This window comes from Natrialba chahannaoensis JCM 10990, assembly GCF_000337135.1.
Classification (GTDB): Archaea; Halobacteriota; Halobacteria; order Halobacteriales; family Natrialbaceae; genus Natrialba; species Natrialba chahannaoensis.
This window is the reverse complement of sequence record NZ_AOIN01000017.1, coordinates 12328-25357: the sequence shown is the minus strand read 5'-3', so window position 1 is coordinate 25357 and position 13030 is coordinate 12328. Positions and strand designations below refer to the sequence as shown.

Genomic DNA, 13030 nt, shown 5'->3' with positions numbered 1-13030 from the left:
ACCGAAGCCACCGCCAATGGGTGCTGATGCCGATCCGGCAGCGATTCGCTCGATTGCCGTCTCGCCAGCGGATGTCGTCGACGCCTACGCCTACACACAGGAGAACCCCGGTGAGGCCGTCCTCCGAATCACGCCGCCGTTCCACGGTCGGATGCGCGCCCGCATCCACGTCTACCGGCGCGACGACGCCGAACTGACCGGGGCAGTTCACGTTCGGCCGGCGGACGTACTCGAGTCCGACGTGATCGATGCCTACCCGGCGTTCGACGAGGCTGCGGTTGGTGACGAATCAGGCCGTGAGGGAGTGGGCGAGGATGGTGGGTGTGGTGAGGATGAAGATGAAAGTGATGCTGTCTCCGCCGATCGTCGCAAACGCCACGCCGAGACTGTTGCGGAGTGGCAATCACAGGCGCGCGAGGCAATTCTCGAATCAGTTCAGATTGCTACTGTAAGCGGTCAGCGAACGGTCGAAGTCAAGCTGCTTGGTTGACGGGCAGTTGTCCACCAGTATAGCGACTTGACAGTGAATTTCGACCGCCGAAATTCGTGCGGGAGCAATTCGGTACCGACTACTTTCACTTTCACCGCGGACGGATCGGATTGACGTACTGTCAGTCCAAGTGATGCGTATGACACTGATCGTCGACCGAAGTGATGACCGCTCCCGAGGCGACCTCACCGAGGACGAAGCCGGCTACAGCGCAGCCACGCAGCGCGAACGAATCGAAGTCACCGAACTGCACGCGGCTGGCGTCGAGGAGTTCATCCGCGACCGGACTGACGTCGACACCGACCAAGTCTCACTCGAGAACCGGGGTGCGCGTACGTACCTCGTCCTCGAGGAGTAGGTCGGCGGGTTATCGGCTGTCGGCCGGCGTCCGTCGCCGGTCTGCTATCGGGTGGCAGTCGCTGGCTGTGGCTGTCTACCAGCCAGGGACGCCTGCGACCAGATCGACGCGGTCACCTCACACCCACGTCGGCACGTCAGACGATCACGCCAACCCACACCATCACTCCGCCTCGCCGCGCTCGATCGGCGCGCGGACGAGGTTCCCCCACTCCGTCCAGGAGCCGTCGTAGTTGTGCACGTCGTCGTACTCGAGTAACTCGTGGAGCGCGAACCACGCGATTGCGGAGCGCTCGCCGACGCGACAGTAGGTAACGACGGATTCGTCGCCGTCGATTCCCTCGTCTGCGTACAGTTCCTCGAGTTCATCTGGCCCCTTGAACCGGCCGTCGTCGCGCAGGTTGGTTTTCACCGGAACGTTCGAGGCTCCGGGGATGTGTCCCCCACGCTGGGCGGTCTCCTGGAGTCCTTCGGGCGCGATGAGCTCGCCGGAGAACTCCTCCGGTGAGCGAACGTCGACCATCGGAATGCCGGCCTCGCGAGCCTTGTCCACGTCGTCCTTGTAGGCGCGGATACTCTCGAACGGTCCGTTCGCGGTGTACTCGACGGAATCGAAGTCGGGCACCTCGTCAGTCAACTGGTAGTCTTCGTTCACCCAGTAGTCCTTACCCCCGTCGAGGACGCGCGCGTCGTCGTGCCCGTAGTACTTGAACTCCCAGTAGGCGAAGAGGGCGAACCAGTTCGGAATCCAGCCGTTGCCGTAGAAGATGACCGTGGAGTCCTCGCTGATACCGTGCTCGCCAACTGTTTCCTCGAAATCATCCTTCTTCAGGATGTCTCGCTGGTCCTGATCGGAGAGGTCTTCGTCCCACTGCATCCCGATCGCGCCGGGGATGTGGCCTTCGTCGTACCGCGAGGGAAAATCGCCTTCGTCGGGAGACTCGGGGCTGTTGACCTCCACGAGCCGGTAGTCCGGTTCGTCTGCCTGAAACTCGTCTAGGTGTTCTTCGACCCAGTCCGCCGAAACCAGTACGTCGCTGTCGTGGTCGGACATGCGGAGACCACTCCGACGAGCACCGTCAAAAGCCTAACACGTGGCTGGCGGATACGTTCGAAATCGAACCGGTAGGCCTACTTCGATCGGTTCACAACCCCCTGTATGCGACTCGCACGGATCGAGGCCGAGGACGGACCGGTGACTGGCCGATACGAGGACGGCGTTGTTCACCCGACGGACGACACCGACGACAGCACGTACGAGGTCGGCGTCGATGGCGACCTGCTCCCACCCTGTGAGCCGACGGCCCTGTACTGCGTCGGTCGCAACTACGCCGAGACGCTCGAGCAGATGGAGTACGAGCGCCCCGAGGAGCCGGATTTCTTCATCAAACCGCCCGCGTCGTTGCTGGCCCACGAGGAGCCGATTCCCTATCCCAAATTCACCGACGAATTCACATACGCAGGTGAACTCGCGGCCGTCATCGACGAGGTGTGTCACGATGTGGCCGAGGACGAGGTTTCCGAGGTCGTCCGCGGCTACACGATTATGAACGACGTGGACGCGCTCGACCAGCAGGGCCGCACCGCGCGGAAGGCGTTCGACGGCTCCGGCCCGCTCGGTCCGTGGATCGAAACCGAACTCGACGCGACGGACACAGAAATCGGGATGCACACCGACGTGGCCGGCGAACGCCGCCAGGAGGCGACGACGGATCTGATGTTGTTCGATGTTGCCGAAATCGTTTCCTACCTCTCGAAGCGGTTTACGTTTCAGCCGGGTGACGTCGTCGCCTTCGGCAGCCCCGCCAATCCCGGTCTCGTCGAACCGGGTGATACGGTCGAAATCACTTACGAGGGTGTTGGAACGCTCCGGAACACCATCGTTCCGTCAAACTGACGGCGACGCGTCTGTCGGACGACGACTAACGGATATCGACGCGACGACGACCACATGCACCACGTGTGCTTTTGTTTGTCACGGTCGTGTGTACACCAATGACCGAAACAATCCGGGTCGGTCGAAAAGACCTCACGTCGACCGAGATTATGCGTGAGCTCAAGGCGGGCAACCGTGTTATCGTCGAAGTTGACGTCCTTGGTGTCTCACTCAACATGTCCATCAGACTTCATGCAGGCACCTACTACTGCGATACGCCGATGAAACTGCTCACCTACGAAACCGACGCCGATATGCAGGCCTGTCTCGAACGATACCGACTCGCACGTCCTGGCCCCTCCGTCAGCGAAGAAGAACCGTCAGCACCTGTCTGAACTTCCTCAGCCCCGAAGCAGGATTCGCTCACTCGACGCGCTGTCGTCTGTGCTGTGTCGCCTCTTTTTCACCGCCCATCGTTCGACGATGTGAGTGCAGTACCGACCAGTCGTCTGGGGCCTGACTTATGATGCCGGGCGTTCTCTATATTTGTATAGCAATGACACCCAACGAGCAGCGTATGGAGGAACTCATGCTCGTCGACGATCCCCAGTTCGAACGTATACTCGAGTGCGTCTTCGGCGTCCAGGCTCACGAAACGCGAGTGTACTTCCAAGTACTCGAGTTACAGGGGAGTACGGTTTCGGAACTCGCAGGTGCGCTCGACCGTGACAGAAGCAACGTCCAGCGGTCGCTGTCGACGTTGTGTGACGTGAATCTGGTGCATCGGGAGCGGCGGCTCCTTGAGGGCGGTGGATCGGTTTATCAATACTTTTCGGTCCCGGTTCCAGAGGCGCAGACGCTGCTACACGGTGCAGTCGACGAGTGGGCAGAGACGGTTCATGAACGAATCGACGAATTCGGAACATGAGCCTCGGTTGGACGTGTGCTTAGTTGTGTAGCGCCTGTGTGTGTGCAATACATAACCGCCATATCGGCTTCTCTTCCCCTTCCGTCTCTCTACCTGTATGCCAACAAAAGACACTAGTACGCTCGATCGCCGACGCGTGATTCAACTGCTTGGCGCAGGTGGTGCGGTCGCGGTCGCTGGTTGTCTCGACGATGATGAAGAGCCGGTTGATGAGGAGGTCGATCCTGATCCAGAACTCACGAGCCTCGATCCTTCTCCCGAGGGTGAGCCACTCTCCGAGGACGACATCGCCGGGTTAGTCGCTGCATTCGACGACCAGCCGATGAGCGAGGGCCAACACGAGGTCGAAGGCGAGAACCGGTCGTACACACCGCGTCACGTCTGGAAGTGGGTCAGCGACGAAACGTTGATCGGCCTCCACTTCGACGATCCGAATCCCGAGAACGCGACGGCACTCGATTACATCACGATCGGACAGAAAGGACTGTTCACCGAGGAAAGTCAACCAGACGACGAATTCTCCCACTTCCATCAGCACACAGCCGACGGCTGGGAGGCCGGCCACGGTGGTGCAGTCGGCGACGAAGGGTACTGGCTCACCCATATCGCCGTGGATGAAATCGAGTATCCCTTCCACGAGGAGCCGATTACGCCGCGTGTTGACTACGACTTCATGCCGACACCGCCGGAGTCCGGAAGCGAGGGACACGACACCGACTGGGAGGCACCAGACGGCGGTGAAGGAGATCTCTCTGCGGACGACCGCGACGAACTGATCGAGTTGTTCGACGACGAGTGGACAAACGAGGATCAGCAGGAGGCTGCGGGTCGGACGCCAGCACACGTCTGGAAGTTCGTCAGTGAGGATGTCCTGCTGTTCTTGCACTGGGACGAACCGAACGTCGACGATGCTGAGAACCTGATCTACTTTGGAATGGGCGTTCGCGGGCAGTTCACGCCAGACGACATTCCTGCCTCACAGGACGATGACTTCACTCACTTCCATCTCTGGGAGGCCGACAGCTGGGAAGCCGGACACGGTGGCCAGGACCCCGACCAACACGGCTTTTGGCTCGTTCACCACGCCACCCGTGATCACGAGATGCCCTGGGGCGAGGTCACCGTCGGTGTCGACCGAGAGTTCATGCCCACCCCTCCGGAGTGATCACTGAGTGTCCATGAATCTGAACCGCGCGAGCCGCAGACGGCTGCTGGTCGGTTTCGGAGTCGCCTCAAGCGCGGTACTCGCCGGCTGTCTCGGCGATGACGAGACGGAAGACGGAGACGAAGACGTCGAGCCAGAAGACGAAGGCGGCGAAACCGATGTCGTCGAGATCGAGACCCGAGAGGGCGACGGGGACGAACCGGACTTCGTCTTCGACCCCGTGATCGCCGAACTCGAGCCCGGGACCACCGTTCGATGGATCAACACTGACGGCGTCTTCCACACCATCACGTCGACTGACTCGCTCGAGGAGAAAACCCCGAGCGACGAGTTCAATACGCAGATCGCGTCGGAAGGCGACACGTTCGAGTGGACGCCGGAATCGAACGGCGTCCAACACTACTACTGCGAGCCACACGTCGGGTTCATGGACGGCAGTCTGATCGTCGGTGACGTCGACGAAGAAGAGCGTGACGCGGTCGAAGAGGCCCACGGCCGCGACGAGGAAGGCGATGAACGGGAAGACGAGGTTGCGGACGAAGACGCAGATGACGCGGCCGACATCGACGAGGAGTTCGTCGATCTGACGGGCGAGGATCGTGTCGAAATCGAGACCCGTGAAGGCGAGGAAGACGAGCCCGCCTTCGTTTTCGATCCCGCGTTCGCTATCGTCGACGAAGGAACCACCGTAGAGTGGATCAACACCGACGGCGTCTTCCACACCGTTACCTCGACGGACGATATCGAGCAACGAAGCGGTGGCGGCGAGACATTTGATCAAACGATCTCGAGCGAGGGCGACACGTTCGAGTGGGAGGCCGACGAGCCTGGCCTCCAGCCGTACTACTGTTCACCCCATGCGGGGTTCATGTACGGCGCACTCGAGATCGAGTGATCGAGTGACCGAGTGACCGAGTGGCGGGTAACGGGTGACTGAGCGACCGACTAACTGGTCCCAACGCGGAACGAACGCGAACGACCACCGACCCAGGAAGAAAAGCACTTCCGCCCGCGCCCCCTCCTCGCTGACGTGAGTACCGAGGCCCCCCAGCGCGTCGAGGTCTACCCCGACCGCGAGGCCATCGTCGAGTTCGATCCCGATCTCACCTTCGAGTGCGTCGACGACTGCACCTGGTGCTGTCACCACGGCGTCCTCCTCTACGATCGGGACCTTCTCGAGCTCGCCCAGCGGGCGAACCTCGCCGAGACGACGACCGACTTCCGCGGCGAGAAGTTCGTCACGCGCGAGGAGAAAGACCGAGAGGAACACGTTGCAGACGACGGTGCCGCCTGTGCGTTTCTCCGCGAGGATGGCCTCTGCTCGTTACATCTGGAAGAGGACTGGAAACCGGCGCGGTGTTCGGTCTTCCCGCTCAGCGTCTGGCTCGAGGACGGCGACCTCCACGTCGACATCCGCGAGTCTGCCCACGAACACTGTGACGGCCTGAACGTCAGCGAACGACGCGTGATCGACAACCTCGAGGCCTTCTTACCGGAACTATTGTGGGAACTCGAGAACCCCGATTCAGAGCGCGAACTCCAACACAATTGATGTGTATTCGCTGAAATGGCTTATTTCCCCATATCAGGGCCGTGGTGGGTGGTACCACGACTTTCCGATGATTTAAACGTCTGCCGAACGTAGGCCAGGTGTGACAGAAGACTCCGGGCGACGGAACCTCCGTATGCCCAACAGCGATGAAGTATTCGCCGTCGTAACCGAACACCTCGGTGGCAACCACGTGCAACTGCGGTGTGAGGACGGCGAGGAACGTCTCGGCCGTATTCCAGGCCGAATGAAGTACCGAACCTGGATCGAGCAAGACGACATTGTTGTCGCCGAGCCCTGGGACTGGCAGGACGAGAAGGCCACGATCGAGTGGCGCTACACCAGCCAGGACGCCGACCAGCTCCGCCGCGAAGGCCACATCGACTGATTTTACTTCGGTGGCAGTAGCGCTGCGCTGATCTCTATACCAATATCCACGTTGGACCCGTAGCTCCAGCCACGTTCACATCACGTAGCTCCAGAGTCGGGGCGGTTACTCCTCTCGAAAAGAGTGGCGTTACCGTCCCGCGCCCCACACTGTCAGGACCTAGGTTTTTCACTGCACCGAGAGTCAGTGTCGACTATGCAACCACTCTCCGGGAGCTCCGTCGTCATCGTCGGAGCTGGTGTCGGCGGCCTTTCTACCGCCTGTTACCTCGCCGATGCCGGCGCTGACGTTCGCGTCGTCGAGCAAAACGACCAGCTCGGGGGCCGTGCGAGCCGTCTCGAACGCGATGGCTTCCGGTTCGACATGGGGCCATCCTGGTATCTGATGCCCGATGTCTTCGAGCGATTCTTTGCTACCTTCGACCGGACACCAACGGACTACTACGAGCTGACACACCTCGATCCCCACTACCGAATTTTCTTCAAAGAGAGTACCACTCGGGATCTCGAACCAGACGGGACTCGAGTACGCACAGATGGCGACGCCCCAGCGGCAACCGCGATGACTGGCTCGTCTCAGATACCGGGTGACCGGGTCGACATTACACCGGATCTGGAGCGAACGAAGGAGCTGTTCGAGATGTACGAGGAGGGTGCTGGTGAGGCACTCGAGCGCTATCTCGAGAAGTCACGGGAGAACTACGAGGTCGGTATGGAGCACTTCGTCTACGAGGATCGGTCGCGATTGCGAGACTACATCGACCCCGCCGTTGCGCGACAGGCGCGGGGACTTTCGTTGCTCGGATCGATGCAGGGTCACGTCGAGGACTACTTCGACCATCCACAGTTGCAACAGATCATGCAGTACACGCTGGTCTTCCTCGGCGGGTCGCCGTCGAATACGCCGGCACTGTACAACCTGATGAGTCACGTCGATTTCAACCTCGGTGTCTGGTACCCCGAGGGCGGAATCGGGGGTGTCATCGACGCCTTCGTCGAGCTCGGACGCGAACTCGGTGTCCAGTACGATACTGGGCGATCGGTGACGAAAATCAAGGGTCGGACAGGGGCATTCCTCGTCGAGACGGCCGACGGGCCGCTCCGGCCGGATCTGGTGGTGAGCAACACCGATTACGCGCATACCGAACAGGAACTGCTCACGCCCGAACGGCGTGGCTACGACGCTGACTACTGGGAGTCCCGAACCTACGCGCCCTCCGCGTTTTTGCTCTATCTCGGTGTCGAGGGCGATGTCGACGAGCTTGCCCACCACACGCTCGTCCTCCCGACCGACTGGGAGGAGCACTTCGACCAAATTTTCGAGAACCCCCAGTGGCCAGAAGACCCGGCGTACTACCTCTGTGTCCCCTCCGAAACCGACGACACCGTCGCACCCGACGGCCACAGCGCGCTGTTCGTCCTCGTTCCGATCGCGCCGGGACTCGAGGACACTCCCGAACTGCGCGACCAGTATCGGGATCTCATCCTCGACGACATCGAGACGTATACGGGAGCCAGCTTGCGGGATCGGATCGTCTTCGAGGAGGACTTCTGCGTTTCCGACTTCGCCAGTCGGTACAACAGCTACGACGGGACCGCACTCGGGCTCGCCCACACGCTCAGACAGACGGCCCTGTTCCGGCCACCACACCGCTCGAAGCAGGTCGACGGACTCTACTTCACCGGGTCCGACACCACGCCGGGTATCGGCGTCCCGATGTGTCTGATCAGCGGCGAGTTGACGGCTGACGCCGTGCTGGAGGATCATGGGAGTGCCTGAGAGCATACTTGGACTCGTGAGGACAGGGGTGCGTTTGGAGGGGAACTCGAGTACCCCGCTGCCTTCTCCTGCCTCTCATGCCACCGACGTATCTGATGACAGCAGACACACGATGAGTGACGACGGCGGTGAGACCAGTGGAGTCAGCGGAGCGAGCGAGGCTGCTGGCCGAGGCGGTTTCGAGTCGCTGTCGTACCTGTTCACGCTCTCACGCCCTCGGTTCTGGTTCTACCTCGCCGGACCCGTGCTGGTCGGTATCGCCTACGCAGCCGAGGGCACCGGCGACCTGGTCACGCTCGCGACGGTCGCGCTGTTCGCGTACTTCCTCGTGCCGGCGAACGTGTTCCTCTACGGAATCAACGACATCTACGACCGCGAAATAGATGCGAAGAACCCGAAAAAAGCGGCCGACGAACGGGAAGCGCGCTACCGCGGTCAGGGGTACGTACCGGTCGCCGTTGCACTCTGTGCGGCGCTGGCTGTCGTGCTCGTTCCGCTCGTATCGAGTGCAGCGTGGCCTTGGATCGCCGTCTTCCTGGTCCTCGGCGCAGCCTACAGCGCGCCGCCGGTTCGATTCAAGACAACGCCGTTCCTCGACTCGGTCTCGAACGGGCTCTACATCGCGCCGGGAGCGGCGGCCTATGCTGCGGTCGCTGGCACCCAGCCCCCAGTGCTTGCCGTCGTGGGGGCCTGGCTCTGGGCAATGGGGATGCACACGTTCTCTGCGATACCGGATATCGAACCCGATCAGGAGACAGGAATTCGAACGAGCGCGACCGTCCTCGGTGAGTCGTGGACGTACGGCTACTGCGCTGCCTGCTGGCTGGGGAGCGCGCTCGCGTTTGCCGTGCTCGACGTGCGACTCGGTGCGCTGTTGCTGGTCTATCCGGTACTCGTCGCCACTATCGTCGCGACGCAAATCGACATCGACCGCGCCTACTGGTGGTTCCCGGCGATCAACACTGTCGTCGGCGCGGCGATGACTATGGGCGGCCTCTGGGTGATGCTCTATGGATAGTCCGGACTCGGGCTCCGAAACGGGCAATTCGACGGAGTCTCCCTCAAGCCCTGGCCCTGGCTCTGCCTCCGCTCCCACCTCGACTTCCCCAACTCAAACCAGCGAAAGCTCACGCGCTGCAATCCAGCACCGACTCGAGTCCATCATCCGTGAGAACCGGTTCACCATCGCGGTGGTGTTCCCGGTCATCGGCGCGGTGACGCTTGTCGCAAGTGATCTCGGGCTGTTGCCGGAGCCTCTCGCGTACAACCCGCTGCTGTTGCTCTTCGGGACTGCCGTGATGCGTTCGCCGCTGCTCGTCGGGCTCTTGCCGCGGATCGGCTGGTGGGCGCTCGGCTGCCTCGGCGTGTTGACCGTCTACACGTACGCGATCGAACTCGTCGGCGTGCGGACCGACTGGCCCTACGGCGCGTTCGAGTATACGATCCAGCTCGGGCCGATGCTCCTCGGTGAGGTGCCACTGGCGCTACCGCTGTTTTTCATCCCGCTGGTGCTCAACGCCTATCTGTTGACGCTGCTGGTGCTCGGTGAGCGCCACCACAATCCTGTCCTCAGGCTGGCGAGTGCCGTCACTGCGGTAATCGCAGTCGATCTCGTCCTGGATCCTGCGGCCGTCGCGATTGGCTTCTGGGAGTTTGTGCCAGCAGGGGTCTACTACGGCGTTCCGGTGTCGAACTACCTCGGCTGGCTGCTCTCGGGGACCATCGCGGTCGTGCTCGTCGATCTGGCGTTCGACCGCGAGGCATTACTCGAGCGCGTCCGTTCCTGCGAGTTCATCCTCGACGATCTGGTGAGCTTCGTCTTGCTGTGGGGGTCGATCAACCTGCTCTACGGCAACTGGATCCCCGCTGCCATCGCTGGCCTGTTCTGTCTCGGCCTGTTCAGCACGGGCCGGTACGACCGTGATCTGCTCCGGACAGCAGTTCCTGCCTGACTGGGGACCTGTCCCGTCTGCTCTTGTTAGTGCAGTTGGCACTGTTGAAACACTCAAATACTGATAATTTGACGAGGCCGTGCTGAATACAGAGCATGGACGCAGCACAGCAACCGAGTTTGTTTCACACCAGAACCGGTGAACCAGCCGTCCAGTCAACTTCTTATTTGTCGGTTCTCGTGGCCCAGTCAGGTGTCGGGAGAGATGTATTTACGGTGACTATCGCAATCACAGCGGAAAATATCAGAAACACCACTGCGATTGTCGCTAACCCAGTGATATCAACTTGTCCGGGAGTTTCCACCATTATCCCCCCGAAATACTGCAGGACCGCGATAACGAGAACAAGGACAACTGCCGATTTAAAAAGCTCTCTAAAATCAAGTTTGGGGACCTGCATACACTGAGATTCAAGATTATACCATCTCAAACTTCCGAATGCCTGTATAGCCATTGGCGCAGCAAGTCACCTGTACTGAGCGTTCGATGCTCCGCATTGATCACGCTCAGATTCGTGCCACATTCGCGCTGTGTATTCAGCACGCCATTCCTATCACGTATTGAGGGATTCAACAGAGCCGTGCAGTTCTGTACTCTCTTTTCTCCAGCTACTGATAATCAGAAAACACTTATTGTCTAACCATAACGTGTCACCAGTGAAAATATCGCCTCGGACGGTGGTTTCACTCCTCACGCTGCTTCTCCTGGCCGGCAGTTTCGTATATCCGGCGTCCTTCGCGACCCCATACCACTCGAGTGCGACGACGTATGCCGTCGCGCACGAATCGACGGAGGCCTTCAACGAGACCGTCGAACGCGACGACGTCAACATCTCTACACCGAAACCGGTAGACGAGCTTTCACCGGCGACACAGCAAGCGTTCCAGGAAGCCATCGTGCAGCCACCGGAGTACAGCGAGCACCGCGGTCACGGCTGGCAGCGACTCGGCACCATCCGTCTGTGCCACGACTCCGTCCACCACTGCGACGAGTACGAGGAATCGCCGGACTTCCCGACGAACGTCGATGCGTACGAGACGTACGGAGTAGTGGCCAACGGCGATGAGGTCTACCTCACGCATGCAGAGGGCGATGTCATGGGTATTAGTGGCCTGTTGCGACCGATTCTAGTGGCGCTGTTCAGTCCGTACCTCCTGTTCCTCGGTGCTCTCACGTTCTTCGACACGAACGTTCAACCTGGTGAACAGGTCGCGTACGCTGCCGGCGGCGTCGTGATCGCAGGATTCGGATTCGCCTTCCCCTATCTCGCAATGTTCGAACTCGTTCCGCAACTCGGCTCCCTCGCCTCTCTGTTGGTCGGCGCGTCGTGGCTTGCCATTTGCGTCGGCAGCTATACACACTGGCGCAGAATCACACCGTCGTCTGAACAGCCAGACCCATCCGACTGACTCGACTGCACTCCGCCCTACTCGACTGTTTTCGTCTCACTCGAGTAGGACGGGTTTCGTTGTCCCCTGTCCCTATCCCTGTCACTGAATCGGCGTTCGCTCACCGTGTTCGCTGTGTCGCGTCTCCCTGCTCGCGTCAGCAGCGGGAACGGCTGAAACGCGCTGAAACACTGCCTCCGGATCACGATTCCATTGCCAGTGCCAGCGCGTCTGGAGCACACAGCGAAGCTTTCGCGCCGTCGACAGCGACGGCTCCGACGTGAGCACGTCGTAGCCTTGCGCACGAATCAGCGCGTGGTGCTCCGCGTAGAGCACCGCCGCGACGAGCACCGGGAACTGGCAATCGTCCGGCAGGTAGCGAATTCCAGCCACTCCCGCACGGTATCGGGCCTCGGTTCGCTGTAGCTCCTCTGCCATCGCCGCCGCGAATGACTCGTCGAACTCGAGTGCCTCGATCTGTGCGTCGGACACACCGTGTTTGCGGAGAGTTTCTTGCGGAAGGTAGATCCGGTCGCGATCGAGGATGTCCTCGCGCACGTCGCGCAGGAAGTTGGTCAGCTGGAAGGCTTCGCCGAGTTTGATGGCGTGCGGACGGGCGGTTTCGGGGAACTCGGGTTCGGGTTCCATGATCGCGGTCATCATGACGCCGACGGCGGCCGCGGAGCCGCGCATATAGTCGTCGAGTTCGGCGGCAGTTTCGTAGCGGCTCTTCGTAATGTCGGTCGCCATCGCGTCGATGAAGACGTTGATCTCTTCGTCCGGAATCTCGTAGCGCTCGCAGAGGGTCTGAAACGCCTCGAGGACGGGGTCCTCGGGGTCGATTTCGCCGAGCGCCTGTGCACGGAGGGTCTCGAGTTCGGCGCGTTGCGTGTCGGGGGGCACGCCCTCTGCGTCGTCGACAATTTCGTCGGCGATGCGGAAGAAGGCGTACAGGACGTGCGTCGCGTGACGGACGCGCTGGGGCAGGAATTTGGTTGCGAGGTAAAACGTCTTTCCGGTCTGTCTCTGAATCCGCTTGCTGGCGTCGATGTGTTCCTGTTGCATCCTCCCTCCGTATCACAGTCACAGGTGCGGCACCGACCCGCTGGCCGCTGCCGAGTGATGGATACAAGATACCACAGTACGATATAAAACACC

At 60.8% G+C, this 13030-nt stretch carries 16 protein-coding genes; 13 read left to right on the top strand and 3 right to left on the bottom strand.

The window, feature by feature from the left end:
* The first annotated feature begins 16 nt into the window (after positions 1 to 16).
* Entirely contained in the window at positions 17 to 490 is a 474-nt protein-coding gene (locus C482_RS02325) for a hypothetical protein (RefSeq protein WP_006165758.1), read from the top strand.
* 139 nt (positions 491 to 629) lie between these two features.
* Entirely contained in the window at positions 630 to 848 is a 219-nt protein-coding gene (locus C482_RS02320) for a hypothetical protein (protein ID WP_006165757.1), read from the top strand.
* Between the two features lie 162 nt (positions 849 to 1010).
* On the opposite strand, the gene C482_RS02315 is transcribed toward C482_RS02320, so the two are convergent.
* Complete coding sequence (locus C482_RS02315) at positions 1011 to 1901, bottom strand: sulfurtransferase (protein ID WP_006165756.1); 891 nt, start codon at positions 1899 to 1901, stop codon at positions 1011 to 1013.
* 105 nt (positions 1902 to 2006) lie between these two features.
* On the opposite strand from C482_RS02315, the gene C482_RS02310 reads away from it, so the two are divergent.
* The 10 genes from C482_RS02310 (at position 2007) to cruF (ending at position 10484) form a co-directional block, all read left to right on the top strand.
* Entirely contained in the window at positions 2007 to 2744 is a 738-nt protein-coding gene (locus C482_RS02310) for a fumarylacetoacetate hydrolase family protein (protein WP_006165755.1), read from the top strand.
* A 98-nt stretch (positions 2745 to 2842) separates the two neighbouring features.
* Complete coding sequence (locus C482_RS02305; protein ID WP_006165754.1) at positions 2843 to 3118, top strand: hypothetical protein; 276 nt, start codon at positions 2843 to 2845, stop codon at positions 3116 to 3118.
* Between the two features lie 161 nt (positions 3119 to 3279).
* Entirely contained in the window at positions 3280 to 3651 is a 372-nt protein-coding gene (locus tag C482_RS02300; protein ID WP_083858566.1) for a helix-turn-helix domain-containing protein, read from the top strand.
* A gap of 97 nt (positions 3652 to 3748) precedes the next feature.
* Positions 3749 to 4816 carry a hypothetical protein gene (locus C482_RS02295; protein ID WP_006165752.1) on the top strand — a complete coding sequence of 356 codons (1068 nt, stop codon included), beginning with the start codon at positions 3749 to 3751 and terminating at the stop codon, positions 4814 to 4816.
* Between the two features lie 13 nt (positions 4817 to 4829).
* Positions 4830 to 5711 (top strand): cupredoxin domain-containing protein, encoded by an 882-nt coding sequence (locus C482_RS02290; RefSeq protein ID WP_006165751.1) that lies wholly within the window; start codon positions 4830 to 4832, stop codon positions 5709 to 5711.
* 135 nt (positions 5712 to 5846) lie between these two features.
* Positions 5847 to 6368 carry a YkgJ family cysteine cluster protein gene (locus C482_RS02285; RefSeq protein ID WP_006165750.1) on the top strand — a complete coding sequence of 174 codons (522 nt, stop codon included), beginning with the start codon at positions 5847 to 5849 and terminating at the stop codon, positions 6366 to 6368.
* 100 nt (positions 6369 to 6468) lie between these two features.
* Complete coding sequence (locus C482_RS02280; protein WP_076738713.1) at positions 6469 to 6753, top strand: translation initiation factor eIF-1A; 285 nt, start codon at positions 6469 to 6471, stop codon at positions 6751 to 6753.
* 195 nt (positions 6754 to 6948) lie between these two features.
* On the top strand, positions 6949 to 8532 hold the full coding sequence (locus C482_RS02275) for a phytoene desaturase family protein (RefSeq protein ID WP_006165749.1): 1584 nt from the start codon (positions 6949 to 6951) through the stop codon (positions 8530 to 8532).
* Between the two features lie 112 nt (positions 8533 to 8644).
* Positions 8645 to 9550 (top strand): prenyltransferase, encoded by a 906-nt coding sequence (locus C482_RS02270; RefSeq protein WP_006165748.1) that lies wholly within the window; start codon positions 8645 to 8647, stop codon positions 9548 to 9550.
* Positions 9543 to 10484 carry a bisanhydrobacterioruberin hydratase gene (gene cruF / locus C482_RS02265; protein WP_241431866.1) on the top strand — a complete coding sequence of 314 codons (942 nt, stop codon included), beginning with the start codon at positions 9543 to 9545 and terminating at the stop codon, positions 10482 to 10484. The genes C482_RS02270 and cruF overlap by 8 nt, the downstream gene beginning before the upstream one ends.
* A gap of 163 nt (positions 10485 to 10647) precedes the next feature.
* Here cruF and C482_RS02260 read toward each other — a convergent pair whose 3' ends face one another.
* Positions 10648 to 10938, bottom strand: a complete 291-nt coding sequence (locus C482_RS02260) for a sodium:proton antiporter (RefSeq protein ID WP_241431865.1) — start codon at positions 10936 to 10938, stop codon at positions 10648 to 10650.
* A gap of 223 nt (positions 10939 to 11161) precedes the next feature.
* Here C482_RS02260 and C482_RS02255 point away from each other — a divergent pair, with 223 nt between their 5' ends.
* Positions 11162 to 11893 (top strand): hypothetical protein, encoded by a 732-nt coding sequence (locus C482_RS02255; RefSeq protein WP_006165745.1) that lies wholly within the window; start codon positions 11162 to 11164, stop codon positions 11891 to 11893.
* A gap of 81 nt (positions 11894 to 11974) precedes the next feature.
* Here C482_RS02255 and C482_RS02250 read toward each other — a convergent pair whose 3' ends face one another.
* Positions 11975 to 12937, bottom strand: coding sequence for a phytoene/squalene synthase family protein (locus C482_RS02250; RefSeq protein ID WP_006165744.1), 963 nt, complete (start codon positions 12935 to 12937; stop codon positions 11975 to 11977).
* Between the last annotated feature and the right edge of the window lie 93 nt (positions 12938 to 13030).

Bases quoted from the DNA above. Each gene is read 5' to 3' on its own strand.
- C482_RS02325 (WP_006165758.1), top strand. From the start codon at position 17: ATGGGTGCTGATGCCGATCCGGCAGCGATTCGCTCGATTGCCGTCTCG.
- cruF (WP_241431866.1), top strand. From the start codon at position 9,543: ATGGATAGTCCGGACTCGGGCTCCGAAACGGGCAATTCGACGGAGTCT.
- C482_RS02315 (WP_006165756.1), bottom strand. From the start codon at position 1,901: ATGTCCGACCACGACAGCGACGTACTGGTTTCGGCGGACTGGGTCGAA.
- C482_RS02275 (WP_006165749.1), top strand. From the start codon at position 6,949: ATGCAACCACTCTCCGGGAGCTCCGTCGTCATCGTCGGAGCTGGTGTC.
- C482_RS02295 (WP_006165752.1), top strand. From the start codon at position 3,749: ATGCCAACAAAAGACACTAGTACGCTCGATCGCCGACGCGTGATTCAA.
- C482_RS02300 (WP_083858566.1), top strand. From the start codon at position 3,280: ATGACACCCAACGAGCAGCGTATGGAGGAACTCATGCTCGTCGACGAT.
- C482_RS02270 (WP_006165748.1), top strand. From the start codon at position 8,645: ATGAGTGACGACGGCGGTGAGACCAGTGGAGTCAGCGGAGCGAGCGAG.
- C482_RS02250 (WP_006165744.1), bottom strand. From the start codon at position 12,937: ATGCAACAGGAACACATCGACGCCAGCAAGCGGATTCAGAGACAGACC.
- C482_RS02310 (WP_006165755.1), top strand. From the start codon at position 2,007: ATGCGACTCGCACGGATCGAGGCCGAGGACGGACCGGTGACTGGCCGA.
- C482_RS02290 (WP_006165751.1), top strand. From the start codon at position 4,830: ATGAATCTGAACCGCGCGAGCCGCAGACGGCTGCTGGTCGGTTTCGGA.
- C482_RS02320 (WP_006165757.1), top strand. From the start codon at position 630: ATGACACTGATCGTCGACCGAAGTGATGACCGCTCCCGAGGCGACCTC.
- C482_RS02305 (WP_006165754.1), top strand. From the start codon at position 2,843: ATGACCGAAACAATCCGGGTCGGTCGAAAAGACCTCACGTCGACCGAG.
- C482_RS02260 (WP_241431865.1), bottom strand. From the start codon at position 10,938: ATGGCTATACAGGCATTCGGAAGTTTGAGATGGTATAATCTTGAATCT.